This is a genomic window from Stenotrophomonas sp. As-7, assembly GCF_030291015.1.
Classification (GTDB): domain Bacteria; phylum Pseudomonadota; class Gammaproteobacteria; order Xanthomonadales; family Xanthomonadaceae; genus Stenotrophomonas; species Stenotrophomonas lactitubi.
The window spans coordinates 3,968,522-3,991,155 of record NZ_CP127405.1 but is presented as its reverse complement, the minus strand read 5'-3'; the positions used below and the strand labels follow the sequence as shown (position 1 = coordinate 3,991,155).

Annotated in this window: 24 protein-coding genes; 12 read left to right on the top strand and 12 right to left on the bottom strand. The window is 67.5% G+C overall.

Going from position 1 to position 22,634, the window contains the following annotated elements:
• Positions 1-36 precede the first annotated feature (36 nt).
• The 5 genes from frmR (at position 37) to QP457_RS18185 (ending at position 4,376) form a co-directional block, all read left to right on the top strand.
• Positions 37-312 (top strand): formaldehyde-responsive transcriptional repressor FrmR, encoded by a 276-nt coding sequence (gene frmR / locus QP457_RS18205; protein WP_005411009.1) that lies wholly within the window; start codon positions 37-39, stop codon positions 310-312.
• 62 nt (positions 313-374) lie between these two features.
• Entirely contained in the window at positions 375-1,484 is a 1,110-nt protein-coding gene (locus tag QP457_RS18200) for an S-(hydroxymethyl)glutathione dehydrogenase/class III alcohol dehydrogenase (RefSeq protein ID WP_108265928.1), read from the top strand.
• A gap of 8 nt (positions 1,485-1,492) precedes the next feature.
• Positions 1,493-1,852 (top strand): YqcC family protein, encoded by a 360-nt coding sequence (locus tag QP457_RS18195; RefSeq protein ID WP_205406211.1) that lies wholly within the window; start codon positions 1,493-1,495, stop codon positions 1,850-1,852.
• 63 nt (positions 1,853-1,915) lie between these two features.
• Entirely contained in the window at positions 1,916-2,746 is an 831-nt protein-coding gene (gene fghA / locus QP457_RS18190) for an S-formylglutathione hydrolase (RefSeq protein ID WP_205406210.1), read from the top strand.
• A 184-nt stretch (positions 2,747-2,930) separates the two neighbouring features.
• Positions 2,931-4,376, top strand: coding sequence for a GGDEF domain-containing protein (locus QP457_RS18185; protein ID WP_205406209.1), 1,446 nt, complete (start codon positions 2,931-2,933; stop codon positions 4,374-4,376).
• Between the two features lie 42 nt (positions 4,377-4,418).
• On the opposite strand, the gene QP457_RS18180 is transcribed toward QP457_RS18185, so the two are convergent.
• Together QP457_RS18180 and QP457_RS18175 are read right to left on the bottom strand one after the other, a co-directional pair.
• Entirely contained in the window at positions 4,419-4,889 is a 471-nt protein-coding gene (locus QP457_RS18180) for a hypothetical protein (protein WP_205406208.1), read from the bottom strand.
• Between the two features lie 11 nt (positions 4,890-4,900).
• On the bottom strand, positions 4,901-5,341 hold the full coding sequence (locus QP457_RS18175) for a universal stress protein (RefSeq protein WP_108265927.1): 441 nt from the start codon (positions 5,339-5,341) through the stop codon (positions 4,901-4,903).
• 140 nt (positions 5,342-5,481) lie between these two features.
• On the opposite strand from QP457_RS18175, the gene QP457_RS18170 reads away from it, so the two are divergent.
• The 4 genes from QP457_RS18170 (at position 5,482) to QP457_RS18155 (ending at position 10,594) form a co-directional block, all read left to right on the top strand.
• Positions 5,482-6,399, top strand: a complete 918-nt coding sequence (locus QP457_RS18170; RefSeq protein ID WP_100462647.1) for a LysR family transcriptional regulator — start codon at positions 5,482-5,484, stop codon at positions 6,397-6,399.
• Between the two features lie 154 nt (positions 6,400-6,553).
• Positions 6,554-8,083 (top strand): MFS transporter, encoded by a 1,530-nt coding sequence (locus QP457_RS18165; protein ID WP_205406207.1) that lies wholly within the window; start codon positions 6,554-6,556, stop codon positions 8,081-8,083.
• Positions 8,084-8,105: 22 nt separating this feature from the next.
• Positions 8,106-9,188 carry an HlyD family secretion protein gene (locus QP457_RS18160; protein WP_205406206.1) on the top strand — a complete coding sequence of 361 codons (1,083 nt, stop codon included), beginning with the start codon at positions 8,106-8,108 and terminating at the stop codon, positions 9,186-9,188.
• Entirely contained in the window at positions 9,185-10,594 is a 1,410-nt protein-coding gene (locus tag QP457_RS18155; RefSeq protein ID WP_205406205.1) for an efflux transporter outer membrane subunit, read from the top strand. Before QP457_RS18160 ends, QP457_RS18155 begins: the two co-directional genes overlap by 4 nt.
• A gap of 150 nt (positions 10,595-10,744) precedes the next feature.
• Here QP457_RS18155 and QP457_RS18150 read toward each other — a convergent pair whose 3' ends face one another.
• The 6 genes from QP457_RS18150 to QP457_RS18125 form a co-directional block, all read right to left on the bottom strand.
• Positions 10,745-11,311, bottom strand: a complete 567-nt coding sequence (locus tag QP457_RS18150; RefSeq protein WP_205406204.1) for a DUF3916 domain-containing protein — start codon at positions 11,309-11,311, stop codon at positions 10,745-10,747.
• A gap of 231 nt (positions 11,312-11,542) precedes the next feature.
• Positions 11,543-11,881 carry a hypothetical protein gene (locus QP457_RS18145; RefSeq protein WP_180165970.1) on the bottom strand — a complete coding sequence of 113 codons (339 nt, stop codon included), beginning with the start codon at positions 11,879-11,881 and terminating at the stop codon, positions 11,543-11,545.
• A gap of 78 nt (positions 11,882-11,959) precedes the next feature.
• On the bottom strand, positions 11,960-12,901 hold the full coding sequence (locus tag QP457_RS18140; RefSeq protein ID WP_049464775.1) for a DegV family protein: 942 nt from the start codon (positions 12,899-12,901) through the stop codon (positions 11,960-11,962).
• A gap of 95 nt (positions 12,902-12,996) precedes the next feature.
• Complete coding sequence (locus QP457_RS18135) at positions 12,997-13,629, bottom strand: DsbA family protein (RefSeq protein ID WP_205406203.1); 633 nt, start codon at positions 13,627-13,629, stop codon at positions 12,997-12,999.
• 19 nt (positions 13,630-13,648) lie between these two features.
• On the bottom strand, positions 13,649-14,917 hold the full coding sequence (locus QP457_RS18130) for an amidohydrolase family protein (protein WP_205406202.1): 1,269 nt from the start codon (positions 14,915-14,917) through the stop codon (positions 13,649-13,651).
• Positions 14,917-16,326: an amidohydrolase gene (locus QP457_RS18125; protein ID WP_180165967.1), complete on the bottom strand. Its 1,410-nt coding sequence runs from the start codon at positions 16,324-16,326 to the stop codon at positions 14,917-14,919. Before QP457_RS18125 ends, QP457_RS18130 begins: the two co-directional genes overlap by 1 nt.
• A gap of 153 nt (positions 16,327-16,479) precedes the next feature.
• On the opposite strand from QP457_RS18125, the gene QP457_RS18120 reads away from it, so the two are divergent.
• Entirely contained in the window at positions 16,480-17,256 is a 777-nt protein-coding gene (locus tag QP457_RS18120) for an AMP nucleosidase (protein WP_025874105.1), read from the top strand.
• Positions 17,257-17,299: 43 nt separating this feature from the next.
• Positions 17,300-17,839 (top strand): DUF924 family protein, encoded by a 540-nt coding sequence (locus QP457_RS18115; protein ID WP_089236798.1) that lies wholly within the window; start codon positions 17,300-17,302, stop codon positions 17,837-17,839.
• Between the two features lie 55 nt (positions 17,840-17,894).
• On the opposite strand, the gene grxD is transcribed toward QP457_RS18115, so the two are convergent.
• Complete coding sequence (grxD, locus tag QP457_RS18110) at positions 17,895-18,821, bottom strand: Grx4 family monothiol glutaredoxin (RefSeq protein WP_180165966.1); 927 nt, start codon at positions 18,819-18,821, stop codon at positions 17,895-17,897.
• 60 nt (positions 18,822-18,881) lie between these two features.
• Here grxD and QP457_RS18105 point away from each other — a divergent pair, with 60 nt between their 5' ends.
• Entirely contained in the window at positions 18,882-19,661 is a 780-nt protein-coding gene (locus QP457_RS18105) for a polysaccharide deacetylase family protein (RefSeq protein ID WP_180165965.1), read from the top strand.
• Positions 19,662-19,903: 242 nt separating this feature from the next.
• Here QP457_RS18105 and QP457_RS18100 read toward each other — a convergent pair whose 3' ends face one another.
• The 3 genes from QP457_RS18100 to QP457_RS18090 are packed head-to-tail and all read right to left on the bottom strand — an operon-like array spanning position 19,904 to position 22,535.
• Positions 19,904-20,635: a class I SAM-dependent methyltransferase gene (locus QP457_RS18100; protein ID WP_205406201.1), complete on the bottom strand. Its 732-nt coding sequence runs from the start codon at positions 20,633-20,635 to the stop codon at positions 19,904-19,906.
• 4 nt (positions 20,636-20,639) lie between these two features.
• On the bottom strand, positions 20,640-21,257 hold the full coding sequence (locus QP457_RS18095) for an SGNH/GDSL hydrolase family protein (RefSeq protein ID WP_205406200.1): 618 nt from the start codon (positions 21,255-21,257) through the stop codon (positions 20,640-20,642).
• A 3-nt stretch (positions 21,258-21,260) separates the two neighbouring features.
• Entirely contained in the window at positions 21,261-22,535 is a 1,275-nt protein-coding gene (locus QP457_RS18090) for a pyridoxal phosphate-dependent aminotransferase (protein ID WP_100462668.1), read from the bottom strand.
• Positions 22,536-22,634: the final 99 nt, after the last annotated feature.

Below are 22,634 nucleotides of genomic sequence, written 5' to 3'. Positions count from 1 at the left end.
TACTATCCCCCAGTATAGTTCCGAGGCTGGCCTGCCATGCCGCACTCCCCCGAAGAAAAAAAGAAGGTTCTCGCCCGCGTGCGCCGCATCCGCGGCCAGTGCGATGCGCTGGACCGCGCGCTGGAGGCCGGCGCCGACTGCGGGCCGGTGCTGCAGCAGATCGCCGCCATCCGCGGGGCGGTCAACGGCCTGATGTCCGAAGTGATGGAGGCGCACCTGCGCGAAGAGTTCGGCCAGCCTGCCGCTTCCGATGAACAACGCGCCGAACGCGTGCGCGACATGAGCGCGTTGATCCGCTCGTACCTGAAATGAACGACGGCGCGACACAGCGCCGCGCATCCTGTTTCCCGCAAGCCTTTTTGGAGAGTGCCATCATGAAATCCCGTGCCGCCGTCGCCTTTGGTCCTGGCCAGCCGCTGCAGATTGTCGAGATCGACGTCGCCCCGCCGAAGCAGGGCGAAGTGCTGGTCAAGATCACCCACACCGGTGTCTGCCACACCGATGCGTTCACTCTGTCCGGCGATGATCCGGAAGGCCTGTTCCCGGTGGTGCTGGGCCATGAGGGTGCCGGCATCGTGGTGGAAGTGGGCGAGGGCGTGACCAGTGTGAAGCCGGGCGACCACGTGATTCCGCTGTACACCGCCGAGTGTGGTGAATGCCTGTTCTGCAAGAGCGGCAAGACCAACCTGTGCGTGTCGGTGCGTGCCACCCAGGGCAAGGGCGTGATGCCCGATGGCACCAGCCGCTTCAGCTACAACGGTGAGCCGATCTACCACTACATGGGCTGCTCGACCTTCAGCGAATACACCGTCGTTGCCGAGGTATCGCTGGCGAAGATCAACCCGGATGCGAACCCGGAGCATGTCTGCCTGCTCGGCTGTGGCGTCACCACCGGCATCGGTGCAGTACACAACACCGCCAAGGTGCAGGAAGGCGACAGCGTGGCGGTGTTCGGCCTCGGCGGTATCGGCCTGGCGGTGATCCAGGGCGCGCGCCAGGCCAAGGCCGGCCGCATCATCGCGGTGGATACCAACCCGTCCAAGTTTGAGCTGGCCCGCGAATTCGGCGCCACCGACTGCATCAACCCGAAGGATCATGACAAGCCGATCCAGCAGGTCATTGTTGAAATGACCACCTGGGGCGTGGACCACAGCTTCGAGTGCATCGGCAACGTCAACGTCATGCGTGCGGCGCTGGAATGCGCGCACCGTGGCTGGGGCCAGAGCGTGGTGATCGGCGTAGCCGGTTCGGGCCAGGAGATCTCCACCCGCCCGTTCCAGCTGGTCACCGGCCGCAAGTGGATGGGTACCGCGTTTGGCGGCGTGAAGGGTCGCAGCCAGCTGCCGGGCATGGTCGAAGACGCGATGAAGGGCGATATCGAGCTGGCGCCGTTCGTCACCCACACCATGGACCTGGACAAGATCAACGAAGCTTTCGACCTGATGCATGAAGGCAAGTCGATCCGTTCGGTGGTCCATTACTGAGGCGCGTCATGGGCTGGCTGGATGCCCTGCGTCGGCCGCGTGCGGAAGACCCGCGCGCGGCCCTGGTCGCCCCGATCGAGCAGGCGCTGCGCGCGCTGGGCTGGGTCGTGGGTGAAGTGGGGCCACCGCGTGCGGTGACCTCGGCCTTCGGCAGCGACGATGGCATGTCGTTCGAGCAGTGGCTGGGGCAGGTATTCCTGCCGCGTCTGCACGAGGCCCGCGCTGATGGCCAGTGGCCGCCGCGCAGCAGCGTGGCAGCGGCGGCATATCGCAATCTTGATGGCCAGCCTGGCGTCGAGCCGTTGCTGCGCTTGCTGACGCAGCTGGACGAACTGATCAACAAAGGCATCCACGCCGTGCGTGGATAAGCCGACCAAGGTCGGCATCTACCAGAAGCACGCGTGCGCTGACGCGCCGCGCAGGAGAACATCATGGAACGCATCGAACACCGCGCCTGTGCCGGCGGTTGGCAGGACGTCTATCGCCATCACTCCACCACGCTGGGCTGCGACATGCAGTTCGCCGTATACCTGCCGCCGCAGGCCGCCAGCCAGAAGCTGCCGGTGCTGTACTGGCTGAGCGGGCTGACCTGCACCGAGCAGAATTTCATCACCAAGGCTGGGGCTCAGCGCTACGCGGCCGAGCACGGCGTGATCATCGTCGCCCCGGACACCAGTCCGCGCGGCGATGACGTGGCCGATGCCGAGGGCTATGACCTCGGCAAGGGCGCGGGCTTCTATCTCAACGCCACCCGTGCGCCGTGGGCGAAGCACTACCGCATGCACGACTACGTAGCGCAGGAACTGCCGGCGCTGATCGAGGCGAACTTCCCGGCTACCGATGCGCGGGGCATCAGCGGCCATTCGATGGGCGGCCACGGTGCACTGGTGATCGCGCTGCGCAACCCGGGCCGTTACCGCAGCGTGTCGGCGTTCTCGCCGATCGTCGCGCCCACTCACGTGCCGTGGGGACAGAAGGCGTTCACCGCCTACCTCGGTGACAACCCGGCCGATTGGGCGCAGTGGGATGCCTGCCAGCTTGTGGCCAATGCCGGAGAGCGCCTGCCGCTGCTGGTCGACCAAGGCGAGGGCGATGAGTTCCTGCACACCCAGCTGCAGCCGCAGCGCCTGCAGCAGGCCTGCGATGCCGCCGGTCATCCGCTGAGCCTGCGCCTGCAGCCCGGCTACGACCACAGCTATTACTTCATCGCCAGCTTCATCGGCGAGCACATCGCCCACCACGCCCGCGCCCTCAACGCCTGAGGGCTCTCCGGTGGTGCCGGCCGCTGGCCGGCAATCCCAGGGAAACACGGAACTGCAGGTTGCCGGCCAGCGGCCGGCACTACCTGGCGGTGCAGGAACAGTCCAGTTTGCTGCAGTGGATCACGCCGCTGTGGCGTGGCGGCGCGCTATCGTGCCGCCATACGGCCTTGCGCATGGGGGATGCATGCTGGTTGTGCTGGCGCTGATGTTCGTGATCTGCCATGGCGTGGTCGTGGCGTTCTGGCCGGGTACGGCCGGTGGGGGATCGTTCGTGTTCCTGACCGCGGCGCCTCTGCTGGCCGCCGCGGCCTGCCTGTGGCGCGGCCAACGCGACCGCGCTGCACTGGGCTGGCGGGCCACTGCAATGGCGCTGCTGCTCTGGGCCGGTGGCATGGCCTTCAACATGGCCGACGCCCTGGGGGCCGGACGGTCCGACATCACCCCGCGCGCCAGCCTGCTGTTGTATGTGCTGTACGGCGTGCCACTGGTGTTCATCCTGGCCCGCGCCCGTCGCGAACGCCGGATGATCAGCCTGATCGACGGCGTGATGGCCGCGCTGCTGGGCGTGCTGTTCTTCGTGCATACCCAGTCCTTCGCCGACCGCATCGACATCGATGACCAGGCGATGGCCCACATGCAGCGCATGTTCGACATCCAGAACCTGTGCATCGCCGGTTTCGCGGTGGTGCGGTGGGTCGCCGGTGACGCGCCTGAACGGCGCAGCTTCTACCGCGCGCTGGCGCTGTACGCATTGTCATATCTGCTGCTGGCGTTCTACATCAATCACTACACCTCCGAACAGTCGTTCGGTGCCTACAACGACCTGTTGATCGACCTGCCGTTCCTGCTGCTGGCGCTGCTGGCGTTGCGCCAGGCACCGGCGCCGGGCTTCGTGCTGCATCCCCGCCTGCTGCGATTGGTGCAGGCGGGTGGGCCGATCATCCTGCCCTTGCTGCTGCTGGTGGTCGGCACTCTGGTGGTGGATCACGCGCGGCCTTTGGCCGTGACCGGCTTCGTGGTGGCGACACTGGGCTTCGGCCTGCGCAGCACGCTGCTGCAGATCGATCTGCTGGAACGGCAGGCGGGCCTGGATCAGCTGGCGCGGCAGGATGGCCTGACCGGCGTAGCCAATCGCCGTCAGTTCGATACGCTGCTGTTGGCCGAATGGAACCGCGCGCGCCGCAGCGGCAGCGAAATGGCATTGCTGCTGGTGGATATCGACCATTTCAAGGCATTCAACGACCAGCACGGTCATCCCGCCGGCGACCGCTGCCTGCAGGCGGTGGCTGCGGTGCTGCAGGCCACCGCCGGGCGCGCGGCCGACAGCGTGGCGCGCTATGGCGGTGAGGAGTTCGCGGTGATCGTGCCCGGCAGCCCGCTGTCGGGTGTACTTGCGCTGGCCGAGCGTCTGCGCGAGGCGGTGGAAGCATTGCCACTGCCGGAAGGCCCGGTCAGCATCAGCGTGGGTGTGGGCTACCTGCATCCGCCGGCGCTGGCCAGCGCCGAACAGTTGCTGGCCGATGCCGATGCCGGGCTGTACGCGGCCAAGCGTGCAGGCCGCAACCGGGTGATCCTGCACGCGCACGTGCTGGACGACCACGGGGGCGCGCACGGCACGCTGGACTGTTGAGCACGTCTGCGCCACGGCCGCGGCAGAAAGGTGTGCAGCCGATCAGCGCTGGCGCAGCCATCCGGCCGGATCCAGCAGGCGCAGGCCCACTGGTGACAGCGACCGTTGCCGCAACGTCAACGGCGTGGCGTGCACCGCCGCCGCACAAGATGCCAGTTGGCGACGCAGCGGTGCCAGCACATCGTCCTCGCGTGGGCGTGCGTGCCGCCATTGCGCAATGCGCAGCAGGCAGACCAGCAGGTCCAGTTCGCTGGCGGAAATGAACGGCGACCCGGCCGGCAGCAGTTCGATCGGTGCATGCGGCGTGGCCAGCAATGGCAGCAGTTCACGGAAAGCGTCGCAACCTTCGGCATCCAGGCCCAGTGCGGCCAGTTGCAGCACGCCCTCGGCCTGCAGCGCAGGGTCGCCCAGTTGTCGCAGCGCAGCCAGCAGGGCCTGTTCGCCGCGACTGAACTGACGACCGAAGGCGCGATAGCTCACGCGGGTGGGAAATACGGGGGAACGTGAGGCCATGCCGGGAGTACCTAAGGATCGCGCGTTTCCACCAGCACCGGGCAGGGCGCGTGGTCGATGGTCCATTGCCCGACCGAGGGCTCGAACAGACGCTGCAGGCGTGACAGATGGCGGTGGCCGATGACGATCAGGTCGCACTGCAGGCGGCGCGCCTGCGCGCTGATCACTTCGCCCGGGTCGCCGGACGGTAGTTGTGCGATGGCGTCCACGCCGCGCTCGCGCAGCTCGGCCAGGGCGTCGGCCAGCACGGCTTCGGCATGTGCCTGCTGCCGGGCGGCGGCGGGATATTCGCGGCGGTCGGCATCGCTGGCATCTGCTGCCAGTGCGAATTCGGGGTCGAGCACGCACAGCAGGTGCAGACGGCTGCGGGGGCCAGCCATGGCGGCGGCGAGGTCCAGCACGCGGTCGTGCTGGGGGCCGCCATCGAGCGCGACCAGCAGGGTGTTGAACATGAAAAGCTCCTTTGCAGGGCGGTGATGGTCGCGCATGTCGTCGCGCGCACCCATGCCGTGCGCCGCAGTCAATGCGTGCGCAGGACGCAACTCTGGTTGGTCTGGATTGCAGTAGAGTCATCGCATTTACGGAGACTGCCATGCCCTTGCCGGACCTGAACCTGTTGCTGGCACTGGATGTGCTGATCGACGAATGCAGCGTGGCCGCCGCCGCGCGGCGGATGAATCTCAGTGCGCCGGCGATGAGCCGTACCCTCGGCCGGGTGCGCGTGGCCCTGGGTGATCCGGTGCTGGTGCGCGCCGGCCGTGGGCTTGCCCCCACGCCACGCGCGCTGGAACTGCGTGAGCAGGTGCGCGATGTGATCGAGCAGGCACACCGCGTGTTCAATGCCGGCCGCGAGGTCGACATGGCCACCCTGGAACGTACGTTCAGCGTGCGCGCCAACGATGTGTTCATCGGCAGCTATGGTGGCCGCCTGCGCGAGGTGTTCCGCCAGCAGGCACCGCGCTGCATGCTGCGCTTCGTGCCCGAAGGCGATACCGATGACGATGCGATGGTGCAGGGGCGGATCGACCTGTACATCAGCACTGCGGGCAAGCACAGCCCGGAAACCAAGGTGCAGCACCTGTTCACCACCTCGCTGCTGGGCGCTGCACGCGAGGATCATCCGTTGTTCGACGGCGACATCAGTGCCGAGCGCTTCGCGGCCTGCGACCACATCGCCGTGTCCCGGCGCGGGCTGGCGCACGGCCCGATCGACGAGGAACTGGCCGTGCTCGGCCTGCAGCGCCGGGTGGCGGTGGTCATCCCCACCTTCCATGGTGCGATCTTCGCTGCTGCTGATTCAGACCTGGTACTGCCGCAGATGCCGAGCGTGATGCTCGACCGCATCACCCACATGGGCCTGCCGCTGCGCATGTTCCCGCTGCCGGTGCCGGTACGCACCGTGGCACTGGTGCAGGCCTGGCACCCGCGCATGGACAACGACCCGGCGCACCAGTGGCTGCGGCGGGCGATCAAGGTGATGTGCGATTCGGTCGAGGCGGCCCGCCACTGATCGCCTGCAGGCGTGCGCCGGACGCACGACTGCGATGCCGGGCACGCCATTTTTCACAGGCAACGGCCTTTCTAGACTGCGCTCCCGATAGTTTCACTGAGCGCAATCCAATGACTTCACATATGCCGTGCACTGCACGGATCGGCAGCCGGCAGTGAGCACGCCTGCCGCCGTATTGCCGGCGCCGGCAGCGTTCCGGCCCGTCGCCGCACCCGGGCTCGACCGGCGCATCCTGGTAGGGCTGTGCGGTGTGCTGCTGGCGGTGCTGGTGTCGGGCTTCAACGAGAACGTCACCAAGGTCGCACTGGCCGACATCCGCGGTGCGATGGGTTTCAGCGTCGATGACGGCAGCTGGATCGTGGCGCTGTACAGCGCGATGTCGGTCAGCGCGATGGCGTTCGCACCGTGGTGCGCCGCCACCTTCTCGCTGCGCCGCTTCGCGTTGGCGATGATCGGCGGGTTCATGGTGCTGGGCGTGCTGTGCCCGCTGGCACCCAACCTGCAGACCTTCCTGGTGCTGCGCGCGTTGCAGGGCCTGTGCGGTGGCGCGTTGCCGCCGCTGCTGATGAGCGTGGCGCTGCGCTTCCTGCCGCCGGGCATCAAGCTGTACGGCCTGGCCGCCTACGCACTGACCGCCACCTTCGGGCCGAGCATGGGCACCCCGCTGGCCGCGTTCTGGGTGGAGCAGGTGGGCTGGCACTGGGCGTTCTGGCAGATCGTGCCGTACTGCCTGGCAGCGATGGCGATGGTCGGCTGGGGTCTGCCACAGGATCCCCTGCGGCTGGAGCGCTTCGCACAGTTCGATGGTGTCGGCCTGATGCTCGGCCTGCCGGCGCTGGTGCTGCTGGTACTGGGCCTGGTGCAGGGCCCGCGCTTGAACTGGTTCGACTCGTCGTTGATCACGCTGATGCTGGGTGGCGGTGCGGGTCTGCTGGTGCTTTTCATGGTCAACGAGTGGTTCCATCCGTTGCCGTTCTTCAAGCTGCAGCTGCTGGCCAACCGTAACCTCAGCTATTCGCTGATTACTCTGGGTGGCGTGCTGTTCGTGCTGCTGGCAGTGATCTCCATTCCCTCCGGCTTCCTCGCCAGCGTGCAGGGCTATCGGCCGCAACAGACCGCGCCGATGCTGCTGTGGGTGGCGGTTCCGCAGGTAATCGCGCTGCCGTTGGTAGCCGCGTTGCTGAACATCCGCGCGATCGATTGCCGTTGGGTGCAGGCCACCGGCCTGGCGCTGCTGGCGCTGGCCTGCTGGCTGGGCGCACATCTGGACGTGAGCTGGATCCGCGACAACTTCCTGTGGGTGCAGCTGCTGCAGGTGTTTGCCCAGCCGATGGCGGTGCTGCCGCTGCTGATGTTGGCCACAGGTGGCCTTGCGCCACAGGACGGCCCCTTCGCCTCGGCGTGGTTCAACACGGTCAAGGGCTTTGCCGCGGTACTGGCCAGCGGCGTGCTTGAAGCGGTCGCGCAGGGACGCCGACATTTCCATTCCACCGTGCTGGTCGACCGCCTCGGCGAACAGCCATGGCTGGCCGATGGACCGCAACTGGGCGCACGCCTGCATGCACAGGTGCAGGCATTGACCTCGGCCGATCTGTACCTGCTGGTCGCGTTGGTCGCGCTGGCCTTCATTCCCCTCATTGCCTGGATGCCCACCCGCATCCATCCGCCACGTGCCGTGGCCTGATTCCCTTCGCAGGAACCCCCTCATGACAATCAATCGAACGTATCTCAACGCCGGCCTTGGCCTGGGCGTGCTGGTGCTGGCCGGCGCCGCATGGCTGCTGCTGCGCGATGGCCGCCACCAGACCACCAACAACGCCTATGTGGTTGCTGATTACACGGTGGTCGCACCCAAGATCGCCGGCTTCGTCAGCGCGGTGGACGTGCAGGACAACCAAGCGGTGAAAGCCGGTGACGTGCTGGCCCGCATCGATGACCGTGACTACCAGGTCGCGTTGCTGGCCGCCCGCGCCGACCTGGCCAATGCACGTGCACAGCTGGCCAACGCACAGGCGGCGCTGGCACAGCAGGGCTCGCTGATCGAACAGGCCAGGGCGAGTGTGGATGTCAGCCGTTCCGAGCTGACCCTGGCCAGCGCCGACCAGCAGCGATACCGCGAGCTGGCCCGCGACGGTGCCGGTACCGTGCAGAACGCACAGCAGGCGCAGTCGAAGCAGGCCGTGGCCAGTGCGCATCTGCAACAGGGGCAGGCCGCATTGTCGACCGCACGCCAGCGCACCGACATCCTCACTGCCGGGGTGCAGGCCGCGCAGGCGGCCGTGCAGCGTGCCGAAGCCGCACAGGCACGCGCCGAACTGGATCTGTCGCACACCGAGCTGCGCGCACCCATCGACGGCATGGTCGGGCGCCGCGCAGTGCGCGTCGGTGCCTACCTGACCCCGGGCACGCCGGTGGCCGCGGTGGTGCCGCTGCAGCGCGCCTTCGTGGTCGCCAACTTCCAGGAAACGCAGATGACCCGCATGCAGCCGGGGCAGCAGGTTGAACTGACGGTGGACGTGTTCCCCGGCACGCCGCTGCGTGGCCATATCGACAGCATTGCACCAGCCACCGGCGTGACGTTCGCCACGATTGCACCGGAGAACGCGACCGGCAACTTCACCAAGGTGGTGCAGCGCATTCCGGTGAAGATCGTGCTGGAGCCGGGGCAGGCATTGCTGGGCCAGCTGCGTGCCGGCATGTCGGTGGAAGCGAGCGTGGATCTGCAGAGCCCGCAGCACGTGCAGAGTGCGCAGCGCGAGCAGCACCGCAAGGGCGGGGAGGACGCATGAACCGCGTATTCCCGCGTGTGCTGGCTGCAGCGGTACTGTGCGCGGCGCTGACCGCCTGCACGCTGGGCCCGGACTTCGTGCGCCCGCAGGCCGAACTGCCCACGCAGTGGCAGGGCGAAGCGGTGGCGTCAGCTGCGCTGGATGACGACGCCCGCTGGTGGTCCGGTTTCGACGACCCGCTGCTGGGCCAGTTGGCGACGCGGGTGTTGCAGGCCAATCTCGACCTGCAGCTGGCGGCCAACCGCGTGCAGCAGAGCCGCGCCGCGCGGGGTGTCACCGCTGCCGATCGCCTGCCCAGCGTCAGCGCCACCGCCAGCGGCGCGCGCGCGCGCAACAGCGAGGTAGGCCTGAACGATCCATCCGGTAATGGCGGTCGTGAAGACTATGGCTTGTTCCAGGCCGGCATCGGCATGAGCTGGGAACTGGATCTGTGGGGCCGCGTACGCCGTCAGGTGGAAGCGGCCGACGCACGCGTGCAGATGGCCGAGGAAGATGCACACGCGGTGCGTATCGCGCTGCTGGCGGAAACCGCGCGCGATTACCTGCAGTTGCGCGCAACACGCCAGCTGCTGGCCATCACCGAGGACAATCTCAGCATCGCCCACGACATCAAGCGGTTGACCGAAGCGCGCCAACGCCAGGGCGTGGCCAGCACGCTGCAGGTCTCCAGTGCGGCGGCGCAGGTGGCATCGTTGCAGGCGCGCATCGCGCCGTTGCGGCATCGAGAATCACAACTGCGCAATGCGCTGGCGTTCCTGCTGGCGCAGCCACCGCAGACGTTGGACGCGCAGTTGCAGAACGCGCGCCGCGACTGGCCAGCGTTGCCGACCGTGTCCGTGGGCATGCCCAGTGAGCTGGCCGAGCGTCGCCCCGATGTCCGCCGTGCCGAGGCCGCACTGCATGCAGCCACGGCGGGTATCGGCGTGGCCAAGGCCAGCTTCCTGCCGCGCATCACCTTGAATGGCGATGCCGGTTTCCAGGCCAGGCAGCTGGATGACCTGGATGGCTGGAATGCCCACCGCTTCAGCATCGGGCCCTCGATCAGCCTGCCGATCTTCCAGGGCGGACGCCTGAAGGCCAACCTGGCGTTGAGCAGGCTGCAGCAGCAACAGTCGGCGCTGCAGTTCCGCCGTACCGTGCTGCAGGCCTGGCACGAAGTGGACGATGCCATCGACGGCTATGCCGCCGAACAGCAACGCACCGCGCAGCTGCATGTGGCGGTGGATGAGAGCGAGACGGCGCTGGGCGCTGCGCGTCGGCAGTACCAGGCCGGCGTGGTCGACATGCTGGATGTATTGAACACGCAACGCATCGCGCTGGACAACCAGGCCGCGCTGGCCAACAGCCAGGCCACAGCCGCGATTGCGCGCGTGGAGCTGTATCGCGCGCTGGGCGGCGGTTGGTAAAGACAGCGAACTGGTAGCGCCGGGCCATGCCCGGCGGCTCGGGTAGTTGCCAACCTTGGTTGGCAGCCCTTTCCCGGAGCTTCAGCCAAGGTTAGCGTTTGCCAGAGCGCGTCATGCGCCGGGACATGTGCTGCGGACCCGACGGACACATCAGCGCGCGTCGGCCACCTCGCCATAGAACCAGTACTCCTGCTCCAATCCGTCATCGTGGTCGGTGGGAGGAATGCTGACCTGCACACCACGCTCCTGAACCCCTTCGGGCAGGATGAGTTGCCACTCGTTGGCAAGGCTTCGGGAGGTGATCGCAGTGATCTGCCCATCTGAGGTGGTAGCGACATGGCCTTGGAAATAGTCTTCATCCAGATACAGGCATACCTCGCTTCCGAACATCCCCGGCCAGGCAATGCAACAGGTCGCTCGCACGGATGTCTGCGAAATGGGGCGAGATTGGATCAGGTTTGCGCAGGCGGTGATGAGCGACTGAGCACAGGCTCGCTGGATTTCCCGTGTGGATGCAGGGCCTTCTATCAGGCCTGCACGGGTAGGTACTTTGTAGTTCCAGTAGCGGGTCTCACTCCCCAACTCCTCTGGCGAGGGAAATGCACCGCTGAAGCAGTCCGCCCAATGCTGCAGGTAGCGCAGCCGGCGTGGGGCATCGCGCAGTTTCTTCTCGCCGCGCCTGCCAGGGCGTGTGATGACATCTTTCTTGTTTCTCATCCGACCAGTGTGACAGTCACATGAGCAGTGCGCTGCAGAGCGCCAACCAAGGTTGGCGTCTACGAGAACATGCGCCATCGGCGCCGGGCTATTCGCGACAAATTGGCGTGGTGGAGCTATTTGGCGACTCGGTAGCTGCCGACTTTGGTGGCAGCGGTTCCGAAAGCGCCAACCAAGGTTGGCATCTACCAGAGCGGGGCAGGTAGCGCCGGGCCATGCCCGGCGGGCACCTCAACGCACGTCGCGCAGTTCCCAGTGGTGCCCGGCCAGCAGGCGCAGGCGCTGCTTGAACACATCACTGTCGATGCGGGTGGTGGCCACTAGGTTGATGCGCAGATCCTTCTGCTCACCGGTCACGGTGGCCTCCGGATCGGTCACGCCCCACTGCGGTTCCACCGCATCCGGGTCCGGCTGTTTGTCGCGCCAGCGCTCGAACAGGCTGCCATTGCGCAGCGCGTTCTGCAGTTCTTCGGCGAAGCCGGCCGCGCCCTGCGAATGGAAAGCCAGGTCGGGGTCATTGCCGCGGGCCTTGGACGGGTCGGGCAGGCTGATGTGGTACTGCGCAGGCATGTTGGTCTCCTTGAGGTGGCGCTAGGCTGGCATAAACGCGGTGGAATCGATGTGCAGATTCCAATGCGTGGTTGGCCTTCATTCAAACCGATGCGGCCCATCGGCGAAGCCCACGGTGACCGCGCCCTTGCCGACGTTGACCATGCCGGTCAGGCTCATCACCGATTCGTACACGGTCACGCCATGGCCAGCGCAGACCTCTTTCATCTGCGCATAGCCGGGCAGGGCGCGCAGCTCGTCCAGTTCACCGCCGTAGCTGACGCACACGGTGGGCGTCATCAGGCCGGCGCGTACGCGCTGGCCGACCACGCCGAACAGCTTCAGCACGGCATTGTCGAAACCCTTGATCTTCGCCACCGGCCCGGTCTCGCCGCGATAGCCATGCAGCACCGGCTTGATGTCCAGCGCACTGCCCAGCGCCGCGCTGAGCAGGCCGACGCTGCGGTCGCCCTTGTGCCGGGCGCGGGCGCGCATGTAGTACAGGTCGCGGGTGACCATGTAGCCGTGCACGTTGCCGGCCAGTTCCTCCAGGCGCTCGCGGATCTGCTGCACGCTGGCGTCGCTGGCACGCAGGCGCACCGCTTCCACCGCCGTCACCGCCTGTGCGGCGAACAGGTTCTGGGTGTCGAGCACGCGCAGCGCGAACGGCGAGTTGTAGCCTGCCGCCTGCCGCACCGGCTTGTAGTCGTTGAGGATGGCGAAGCTGGCCTGCAGTGCGTTGTCGTGGATCGGGCTGCGGGTCTTGGTGATGGTCATGCAGAACACGTGGTCGTAATCGATCACCAGGCGCTGCAGGAACAGGTCGCGGATCTGGTTGACGCTGAAGGGGATGGTCTCCGCTTCGGCGCCGTGTTCGGCTACGTGCGCGTGCAGGAAGCTCAGCGTTGCCTGCTCGTCGCGGTGGTCGGCGAGCACGGCTTCGCCGATCCGCACGGTGATCGGCAACAGCACGATGTTGTGCTCGGCAATGAAGTCCTGCGGCAGGTCGCAGGCCGAGTCGACGACGATTCCGATGCGCATCCGCGGCTCCCCCTCCAGGGCGGTTGTAGGTTCGGAAATGTGAAAACTATCTCAAAACCGGATCGGGCGCGCGAGGGAAATGCGCCACTGCCTGTTCAGCGACTGCGCTGCACTGCCATCGGCAGGGCCACCGCCTGCTGCCAGTCGGGGCGATCCAGCAGGCCCGGGTCGTCCAGCACCGCCGCCATCAGCGGGTGGGTATCGTTGCCCCAGAACAGTTCGCCGTCGATGGCCAGGGTCGGCACGCCGAATACGCCGGCCTCGATTGCCGCGTCGGTGTTGCGTCGCAGCTGCTCCTTGATTGCCGGCTCGCCAATGGCCGCCTCCACATCGCTGATACCCAGCCGGGTGGCGGGTTCGCGCAGGGCCGGGGCGCTGTCGGCCGCGTGGCCGTCGCGCCAGATCCAGTCAAACAGCACATCCACCGCCTCGGTGCTGGCGCCCGCGGCCAGGCACAGGCGCAGGGCCGCCAGCGGGTTGAACGGATGCCCGGGCGGGAAGCGCAGAAGGGTGCCCTCGGCCTGCGCGGTCCACAGCAGCTGGCGGTACATGAAACGGCGCTTGGCCGGGATCTCCGCCGGGCCGAGATTGCCCAGATGGTGCAGGACCGCACCGAAGGCGATCGGTACCGGTTGGATGTGCTCGAACTGCGGCAGCCGCTTCACCTTCTGCCAGTGCAGGTAGGAGTACGGCGAGACGAAGTCGAAATACCAGCGCAGGGTGGGCATCTGTGGCTCCTTGTAGCGGTCAGGGCTGCGCGTTGCGCTGCAGGTAGCGGTCGCGCAGTTCGGTCTGGCGCGAGCGCATCGGCATCGCACGACCGCCCAGCCAGACCTGTTCGGCATAGTGCGCCACATCCAGCGGATCACCCTCCCACAGCACCAGGTCGGCACGCTTGCCCGGCTCGATGCTGCCGATCTGGTCGGCCACGCCCAGCACCTCGGCCGGTACCCGGGTCAGCCCGGCCAGGCCGTCGGCCCAGGGCAGGCCATTGGCCACCGCGTTGCCCGCCAGCTGGCGCATCTTTCGCGCATTGTGCGAGGCATCGTCGCGCTGGGCAAAGGCCACCGGCACGCCGGCGCGCTGCAACCGCGCGGCGTTTTCCAGGGTGGCGCCGATCTGGTCGAAGGTGGCCGGCAGGTTGCCCAGCGCGTCGACGAACACCGGCACCTTGGCCGCTGCCAGTTCCGGTGCCAGCTGCCAGGCCTCGGCACCGCCGGCGATGGCGATCTTCACCTTCTCGCGGGCCGCCCAGCGCAGCAGCTGGCGGATGTCGGCCGCGCGGTCCACTTCCACCACGATGCGGCCTTGCCCGGACAGATAGCGGGCCAGCGTGCGGCGACCGGCCGGGGTCAGCAGCGCATGCGGCGAGTCGGCGGCGACCTGGCCACGCGCTTCGTCGACCATCTGCTGCAGCAGCATCCACTGCGCCGCGCGCGATTGCCCGGTCAGTTCAGACGCCGCCGCACCCAGGCGCAGGAACAGGGCGCGCGGGCCGATCGGGTCGGCACTGCCATCGAAACGCACCACGCCACCCTGGCCGGCGACGAAGCCACCGCCGGTGGCAGCGCCGAGCACGGTGAAGCCGATACCGTCCAGGCGTGCCACCGGAATCAGCACCGAAGCGGGGTTGTAGGCCAGGGTCACGTCGAATTCCGGACGCAGCGGCTGCTCACCGATCTTCAGCGCGCTGTCGACCGTGCTCGATTCGCCGGACACTTCCTCGATGCCGATCTCGGTGATACCGCCGAACAGGGCAGGGGTCAGCGTGCGGCCCTTGGCCTCGACCACCGGCACGCCGGCCGGTGCGGACAGGCCGCGACCCACCGCGCGGATGATGCCGCCCTGCACCAGCACGTCGGCGTCTTCCACGTTGCCGCGTGCGCTGGCGGTAGCGACGGTCGCACCGCGCACCAGCAGGTCCTGCGCCTGCGCAGACGATGCGATGCAGGCCAGCGCCATGACGGCAGCGCCGAGCGTTGCGGCAGGCTTCGCCATTGCCTTGAACATGCCCATCAGCGCAGCTCCTGCCCAAGTTGGAAATCCGACCGCGGCGTTGCCGGCGGCGTGCTGCGGTCGTACACACGGCGGCCATCGACGAACACCTGTTCGGCCAGTGCATACGAACTGAAGGGGTTGCCGTTCCAGATCACCACGTCGGCCATCTTTCCGGCCTCCAGCGTGCCGGTCTGCGCGTCGATGCCCAGCGCCTTGGCGGCGTTGGCGGTCATCCAGGTGATCGCGCGTTCCGGCGCGATCTCGGGCATGTGCGCGCGGCGCGCGGCGGCCATCACCTTGGCCGCTTCCTGGTTCAGGCGCTGGATGCCTTCGGGCGAGTCGGAGTGGACGATGGCGCAGCTGTTCTTCGGCCGGTCGACCAGCGCGATGTTCTCGGCGATGCCGTCGAAGGCCTCCATCTTGAAGCCCCACCAGTCGGCCCACAGTGCCCCGCACACGCCTTCGGCCGCCAGCCGGTCGGCCAGTTTGTAGGCCTCCACGCCATGGTGGAAGGCGGCCACCTTGAAGCCGAATTCCTTGGACAGGTCGAGCATGGTGGCCATTTCATCGGCGCGATAGCAGTGGATATGCACGCGGATATCGCCCTGGATTGCACCCGCCAACGTGTCCAGCTTGAGGTCGCGCTTGCCGCCGGCGTCACCGGCGCTGTCGCCCTTGTCGCTGCCGAACCAGCCCTTGCGCTTGGCCGGCTTCGGTTTGTTCTTGGCGATGTAGTCGGCCGCGTCGATGAAGGCTGCGCGGTAACCGGCCACGTTGCCCATCCGCGTGGCAGGTGCAACGCCCTTGCCGCCACCATAGACGCGCTTGGGGTTCTCGCCGCAGGCCATCTTCAGGCCCCACGGCGCGCCGGGGAATTTCATCGCCTGGTAGGTGGTGGCAGGCACGTTCTTCAGCGTTACGCCGCGGCCACCGACCAGGTTGGCCGAGCCGGGCAGCACCTGCATGCTGGTCACTCCGCCTGCCAGCGCCGCCTGGAAACCGGGGTCCTGCGGCCATACCGAATGCTCGGCCCAGACATTGGCGGTGACCGGCGCGGTCATCTCGTTGCCGTCGCTGTGCGCGCTGACGCCAGGGCTGGGATAGACGCCCAGGTGCGAATGCACGTCGATCAGGCCCGGGGTCACCCATTTGCCGTCGGCGTTGATGCGGGTGACGCCAGCGTCGACCTGCAGCGCATCGCCGACGGCGACGATGCGGCCATCGCGCAGCAACACATCGGCGTTGTCCAGGCGCTGGCCGGTGCCGGTCAGCACGGTGGCGTTCTGGATCAGCAACGGCCCATCGGGATGCGCCTGGTAGGTGCTCGGGTAGGGATCGGCCACGAAGCGCGAAGCGCCCACGGCCGGCGCCGTGCTCAGCGATACCAGCGCCAGACCCAACCCGGCGCGCAACAACGTCGATGTCATGCAGATCCCCTTGGCAGCGTGTTCAACCCACCGACGCTAGCCGGGGACCGGCCTGCTTGCCAAGTGTCCTTGTTCACGGGGCCGCATCTGCCATCTCGACGGCAACGTCCGCCTCCCGGAAAATGGTGCTCCCCACGCCGCACCGGACCGCCCATGAAGAGCAAGCAGGACATCGTCGACAACTGGCTGCCGCGCTATACCGGCGTGCCCCTGGACCAGTTCGGCCAGCACATCCTGCTGACCAACTTCGGGGGCTACCTGCATACGTTCTCCGCGCTGACCGGTGCGCCGGTGATCGGCCTGGACCGGCCCATGGCCAGTGCCACCATCGACGGCATCACCATGATCAACTTCGGCATGGGCAGCCCCAATGCCGCGATCATCATGGATCTGCTGTCGGCGGTGATGCCCAAGGCCGTGCTGTTCCTGGGCAAGTGCGGGGGGCTGAAGCGCAAGAACGAGCTGGGCGACCTGGTGCTGCCGATCGCGGCCATCCGCGGCGAAGGCACCTCGGGCGACTACCTGCCGCCGGAAGTGCCGGCCTTGCCCGCCTTTGCCCTGCAGCGCGCGGTCTCCACCATGATCCGCGACCTTGGCCACGATTACTGGACCGGCACCGTCTACACCACCAACCGCCGGGTCTGGGAGCACGACGAGGCCTTCAAGGAGCGGCTGCGGGCGATGCGCTGCATGGCCATCGACATGGAAACCGCGACGATCTTCGCCGCCGGCTTCGCCAACCACATTCCCAGTGGCGCCCTGCTGCTGGTTTCAGACCAGCCGATGATCCCGGACGGGGTGAAAACCGAGGCGTCCGACGCCAAGGTCAGCTCGCAGTTCGTGGAAAACCATATCCAGATCGGCATCGAGGCGCTTAAGCTTATCCGGCGCAACGGCAAGTCGGTCCGCCACCTGCGCTTCGACGAATGATGATGATGGCCTGGCGCGGTGCGCCGGCCTTGGGGAGTAGGTGATGGACGTTGCCGCGCAAGTGGTGGAATTCTGGAAGGACGCGGGCCCTGAAAAGTGGTTTGCCCGCGATGATGCGTTCGATGCACGGTTCCGTACGCTGTTCGCGGACGAACACCATGCCGCCGCATCGCGCGCGCGCGAGCACTGGCTGGGCAGCGCCGAGGGTGCGCTGGCGCTGATGCTGCTGCTGGACCAGTTCCCGCGCAACTGCTTCCGCGGCACGGCCCATTCCTATGCCACCGATGGCCTGGCCAGGCACTACGCCATGCGCGCGATCGAAGAGGGGCTGGACCTGCAGCTGGTTCCCAAGCTGCGCGCCTTCATCTACCTGCCGTTCGAGCATTCCGAAGATCCGCTGGACCAGGACCGCTCGGTCGCGATGTTCGACGTGCTGGGTGACAAGGAATACCTGCAGTACGCCGAACTGCACCGCGACATCATCCGCCGCTTCGGCCGGTTCCCGCATCGCAATGCGGTGCTCGGCCGCATGCCGTCGCCGGAAGAACTGGACTACCTGGCCGAAGGCGGGTTTGCCGGGTAAGAAACAAAAACGCCGGCTTTCGCCGGCGTTTTTTGTGGGTTTCAACTGCAGCCGATCAGTACTTCGGCACGCCGTTGTCCACTTCGTCCGACCAGGCATCGATGCCGCCGGTGACGTTGAACACCTTGCTGAAGCCCAGCGTACGGAACTGCTCCGCTGCCTGCGCGCTGCGGCCACCGTGGTGGCACAGGAAGGCCAGGGCGGTGTCCTTCGGCAGGGCTTCCAGCTCGGCGCGGCCGTTGCCATCGAAGCTCTTGAACGGCACGCCGACTGCGGCGATGGCGCGTTCTTCGGCCGGGCGCACGTCCACCAGCATCACGTTGCCGGCACGCACCAGGTCGTCGGCATCGCGCACGCTGATTTCCTGCACCGGCTTGGGCGCGTTCGGGTTGTCGATTGCCAGGCCCTTGCCACGGATGTCGTCAACCCAGTCGATGGTGATGCCGTCGGCGCGACGGGCGCTGGCCAGGTCGAACTGCACGCGCAGGCCGTTGGACTCGGCGGCAATCGCGCCTTCGTCGTACGGGGCCAGCTGGAAGTTCGGCTGGAAGCGGGCATCAATGCCCAGCTGCAGCGACGCACCCGGCGAATCGGCCAGCGCGCCCTTCAGCATTTCCACTGCGGCCGGGGTAACGGTGATGCGCGGCGGGGTACGGTCCGGTGCAGCCAGGCCCAGCACGCTGCTCAGCTCACCACTGGCGGCCATCTGCAGCACGATGTCGCTGCCGCCGACCAGTTCGCCGTCGATATACAGCTGCGGGATGGTCGGCCAGTCGCCATAGGCCTTGATGCCTTCGCGGATCTCCGCGTCCGCCAGCACGTTGACGTGGGCGAATTCCACGCCCAGGTCCTGCAGGGCACCCACGGCCTTGGCCGAGAAACCGCACTGCGGCATCGACGGCTGGCCCTTCATGAACAGCACGACGCGGTTGTCGTTGAGGATGGTTTCGATGCGCGAACGCAGGGCGGGATCGAGGGACATGGCAGTCAAGGGTCCGAAAAATTCGAATCATCAATTCTACCCCCCATGGCATCATGGGGAATGACCAGCGCAGGAACATTGCATCGCATCCCGACCCGGCCCTGGCGCTGGGTACCCTGGCTGGTGCTGTCGCAGCTGGCCGTGATCCTGACCTGGGTGCTGGCCGGTTGGCACTGGGGCCTTGCGCTGATGGTGGCAAGCCACGCCTTGTTCATGGTGCCGGTGTTCCTGCCCAACAGCCGCTTCTACGCGCCGGTGCTGAGCCGGTTGCCCGATGCCGGCAACCGCGTCTGGTTGACCATCGACGACGGCCCCGGGGAGCAGACCCCGGCGGTGCTGGATCTGCTGGACCGGTACCAGGCACGGGCGACCTTTTTCCTGGTCGGCGAGCGCGCATTGGCGCATCCGGCCCTGGTGGAGGAGATCCTGCGTCGCGGACACGACCTCGGCAACCACAGCTACAGCCACCCGCAGGCGCGCTTCTGGCGGCTGGGCCCGGGCACGATGGCGGCGGAGATCGAGGGTTGCCAGCAGGCGCTGCAGACGGTGAGCGGGCGACCGGTGCGCTGGTACCGCTCGGTGGTGGGCATGACCAACCCGTTCGTAGCGCCGGTGCTGCGCAAGCTGGGCCTGGTGCGCGTGGGCTGGAGCGCACGCGGCTACGACGGCGTCGGCTGTACGCCGGATGGCGTGCTGGCGCGTCTGCTGCCCGACCTGCGCCCGGGTGCGATCGTGCTGTTGCATGAAGGTGCCGCCCACGGCCACAACCTGGCCATCATCGAACGCGTGCTGCAGGCGCTGGACGAGCGCGGCCTGAAGGCCGAACTGCCGGCCGGCTGACCGGTAGCGCCGGGCCACGCCTGGCGAGCGCGCAGCGACCCGCTTTTGCTCTTCGCTTTTCTCTCTTGTCTTCCGTGGTGGACGCCCCCGTAAACCGTCCGTGGCCGGGTGGGTGGGCTGCACAGGGGCGTGAGCCGCATGGATGCGGTGACCGAGCTTACATGGACGTACTTGCAGCGCCCCCTGTGCAGTCCACCCACCCGGCCATCTCACGATCACCTTGGCCTCCCACCACGAGGGGCTCAGCCGTTGGCCGCAGTTCCCGGACGCTCGGCAACCAGCAGCCAGCTGTTGAACGGCGTGCGCCCATGCAGGGGACGCAACGGAGCCACCTGCAGCCCAGCCTCGGCCAGCGTGGCCTGCAGCCGCTGTGGATCCGGGTAATGGCGTGGCCGCGTGCCCATCCAGCCGACCAGCCATGCCAGCCGATCAGCCACCCGCGTGGTGCGGTCGCGGCGGTCGCCGGTCGCCAGCGGCGTACGCAGCAGCAGGCGGCCACCGGGCGCGACCCGCGCGCTCACCGCGCGCAGCAGTTCCAGTTGCGGCATTTCGTCCAGGTACTGCAGCACATCCAGCAGCAACACATGCCCTGCATGCGCCGGCAAGGGGGCCTGCACCTCCAGACAGTCGAAACGTGCATCGGCCAGGCCGGTGCCGGCGCGCTGCGCACGCGCGATCTTGTCGCTGTCCACGTCGATCCCGAGGTAGGCCTGCTGGCGGCCGCGCTGGCGCAGCACGTGTGCGAACAGGCCCAGCCCACAGCCCAGGTCGAGCACCGGCTGGCCGTCGTCCGGCAGGTGCTGCAGCACGCCGTCATACAGCGGGTCGCTGCCCAGCTTGCCGCGGGTGTAGTAGTAATCGCGGCGGCTGCCCCAGGCCTGCATCGGCCGGAAGGACTCGGCGATCAGGCGCGCCTGCCCGGCATCGAGCGGCGAACAGGGCAAGGGCGTGCCGTTCCGTGGCGTGCCGTCCATCGTGTCAGTCCGTTCTGCCAAGCAGGTGCGCGGCCACCGGCAGCGCACGCGCGCTCCACAGCGCATACATCCGTGCGGACGGGTGCAGGCCATCCTCGGCGATCATCGCCGGGTCAGCGCCGTTGTCGCGGCTGATATCGGTAATGTCGACGAAGGCCACGCCCTGCTGGCTGCTGATCACCTCGGCGGCAGCATTGAACTCGTCGGTCTCCAGCTCGACGCGGGCCAGGTCGCGACCGCTGCCTGCACCGTACGGCGTGGTGCCCCAGTCCGGGAAGGACAGCACCAGCACGTGGTCCGCGCGGCCACCGGCAAAGCCGATCGCGCGCTGCAGCAGGGCCTGGAACTGCACCTGGTACTCGTCCAGCGGGCGCTCGCGGTACTGGTTGTTGACGCCGATCAGCAGGCTGACGAAGTCGAACGGCCCTCGCGGCGCCACTTCGTCGATGCCGGCGTCGAGCTCGTCGGTGGTCCAACCCGTGGTGGCGATCGTCTGCGGGTCGGCCAGATCGATGCCCTGCGCGCGCAGCGCGGCGGCGAGCTGATGCGGCCAGCGACCGTCGACCGCGATCGCTTCACCAATGGTGTAGGAATCGCCTAGGGCCAGATACGACAAGCCCATCGCTCAAGCCACCGACCGGCGGGGCTTCAGCGGCACCACCTTGGTGGCGTCTTCGGCACGGCGGGCGAGGGCACGATCGATACGGGCGAACACGTCGCGCATCACCGACGCCTCTGGCAGCAGGGTCACGCGGAAGTGGTGGCGGTAAGGCACGTTGAAGCTCGAGCCCGGCACCACCAGCACGCCGTCGTTGTTCATCAGGTCCAGCGCGAAATTGTGGTCGTCGAAGCCCTTGGCGGCGGCGCCGACCACGGCCGGGAAGGCGTACAGCGCACCGGCGGGGGCGACCAGCGACAGATGCTCGCTGGCCTCGCAGGCTTCGATCACCGCACGGCGGGTTTCATACAGACGGCCGCCCGGTGCGCACAGCTCGGAAATGGTGTCCGGCCCGTTCACGGCGGCGTCGATGGCGTACTGGCCCGGCACGTTGGCGCACAGGCGCAGCGCGCCCAGCAGGTCCAGCGCGGCGCGGAAGTCGCCCAGGCGCGCGTCGTCGCCGCTGAGGTGGGCCCAGCCCACGCGCCAGCCGCAGGCGCGGTGCACCTTGCTCAGGCCGCCGAAGGTCAGGCAGGGATGGTCACCGGCCAGCGGTGCGACCGGCTGGAACACCGCGTCGTCGTACAGGATCTGGTCGTAGATCTCATCGACCAGCAGCAGCAGGTTGTGCTGGCGCGCGATCTCGACCACGCGCTCCAGCAGCTCGCGCGGGTAGCTGGCGCCGCTGGGGTTGTTCGGGTTGATCAGCACGATGGCGCGGGTGCGCGAGGACACCAGCGTCTCGATCTCGCTCGGGTCCGGCTGGAAGCCGTTCTCGGCGGCGCAGCGGTAATACACCGGGCGGCCGTCGTTGAGGATGGTCGAGGCCGACCACAGCGGGTAGTCCGGCGAGGGCACCAGCACTTCGTCGCCCGGGTTGAGCAGCGCACGCAGCGACAGGTCGATCAGCTCGCTGACGCCGTTGCCGACGAACACACGGTCGGGGTGGGCATCCGGTGCGCCACGGCGGGCGTAGGCGGCGGCGATGGCTTCGCGGGCGACCGGCAGGCCCTGCTGATGGGTGTAGGGATCGGTGCGGCCCATGTCATCGGCGATGGCGCGCTGCAGATGTTCCGGTGCACGGAAGCCGAAAGCGCCGGGATTGCCGATGTTGAGCTTGATCAGCTTGTGGCCCTGCGCTTCCAGCTCCCGGGCTCGCCGTGCCAGTTCTCCGCGGATTTCGTAGCGCACTTCGGAAAGGCGCTCGCGGATGACCAGGGGTTTGGGCGAGGGAGTGGACATGGGCGGTGGGCCGCAAAAGGCATGGGGGTTCCATGGTAGCGGAATTGCTGCAGCGCATGGCAAGGGCTGCAGGGCCCGCCAACATTGGGCTGGGCGGCA

Bases quoted from the DNA above. Each gene is read 5' to 3' on its own strand.
- frmR (WP_005411009.1), top strand. From the start codon at position 37: ATGCCGCACTCCCCCGAAGAAAAAAAGAAGGTTCTCGCCCGCGTGCGC.
- QP457_RS18200 (WP_108265928.1), top strand. From the start codon at position 375: ATGAAATCCCGTGCCGCCGTCGCCTTTGGTCCTGGCCAGCCGCTGCAG.
- QP457_RS18195 (WP_205406211.1), top strand. From the start codon at position 1,493: ATGGGCTGGCTGGATGCCCTGCGTCGGCCGCGTGCGGAAGACCCGCGC.
- fghA (WP_205406210.1), top strand. From the start codon at position 1,916: ATGGAACGCATCGAACACCGCGCCTGTGCCGGCGGTTGGCAGGACGTC.
- QP457_RS18185 (WP_205406209.1), top strand. From the start codon at position 2,931: ATGCTGGTTGTGCTGGCGCTGATGTTCGTGATCTGCCATGGCGTGGTC.
- QP457_RS18180 (WP_205406208.1), bottom strand. From the start codon at position 4,889: ATGGCCTCACGTTCCCCCGTATTTCCCACCCGCGTGAGCTATCGCGCC.
- QP457_RS18175 (WP_108265927.1), bottom strand. From the start codon at position 5,341: ATGTTCAACACCCTGCTGGTCGCGCTCGATGGCGGCCCCCAGCACGAC.
- QP457_RS18170 (WP_100462647.1), top strand. From the start codon at position 5,482: ATGCCCTTGCCGGACCTGAACCTGTTGCTGGCACTGGATGTGCTGATC.
- QP457_RS18160 (WP_205406206.1), top strand. From the start codon at position 8,106: ATGACAATCAATCGAACGTATCTCAACGCCGGCCTTGGCCTGGGCGTG.
- QP457_RS18155 (WP_205406205.1), top strand. From the start codon at position 9,185: ATGAACCGCGTATTCCCGCGTGTGCTGGCTGCAGCGGTACTGTGCGCG.
- QP457_RS18150 (WP_205406204.1), bottom strand. From the start codon at position 11,311: ATGAGAAACAAGAAAGATGTCATCACACGCCCTGGCAGGCGCGGCGAG.
- QP457_RS18145 (WP_180165970.1), bottom strand. From the start codon at position 11,881: ATGCCTGCGCAGTACCACATCAGCCTGCCCGACCCGTCCAAGGCCCGC.
- QP457_RS18140 (WP_049464775.1), bottom strand. From the start codon at position 12,901: ATGCGCATCGGAATCGTCGTCGACTCGGCCTGCGACCTGCCGCAGGAC.
- QP457_RS18135 (WP_205406203.1), bottom strand. From the start codon at position 13,629: ATGCCCACCCTGCGCTGGTATTTCGACTTCGTCTCGCCGTACTCCTAC.
- QP457_RS18130 (WP_205406202.1), bottom strand. From the start codon at position 14,917: ATGGGCATGTTCAAGGCAATGGCGAAGCCTGCCGCAACGCTCGGCGCT.
- QP457_RS18125 (WP_180165967.1), bottom strand. From the start codon at position 16,326: ATGACATCGACGTTGTTGCGCGCCGGGTTGGGTCTGGCGCTGGTATCG.
- QP457_RS18120 (WP_025874105.1), top strand. From the start codon at position 16,480: ATGAAGAGCAAGCAGGACATCGTCGACAACTGGCTGCCGCGCTATACC.
- QP457_RS18115 (WP_089236798.1), top strand. From the start codon at position 17,300: ATGGACGTTGCCGCGCAAGTGGTGGAATTCTGGAAGGACGCGGGCCCT.
- grxD (WP_180165966.1), bottom strand. From the start codon at position 18,821: ATGTCCCTCGATCCCGCCCTGCGTTCGCGCATCGAAACCATCCTCAAC.
- QP457_RS18105 (WP_180165965.1), top strand. From the start codon at position 18,882: ATGACCAGCGCAGGAACATTGCATCGCATCCCGACCCGGCCCTGGCGC.
- QP457_RS18100 (WP_205406201.1), bottom strand. From the start codon at position 20,635: ATGGACGGCACGCCACGGAACGGCACGCCCTTGCCCTGTTCGCCGCTC.
- QP457_RS18095 (WP_205406200.1), bottom strand. From the start codon at position 21,257: ATGGGCTTGTCGTATCTGGCCCTAGGCGATTCCTACACCATTGGTGAA.
- QP457_RS18090 (WP_100462668.1), bottom strand. From the start codon at position 22,535: ATGTCCACTCCCTCGCCCAAACCCCTGGTCATCCGCGAGCGCCTTTCC.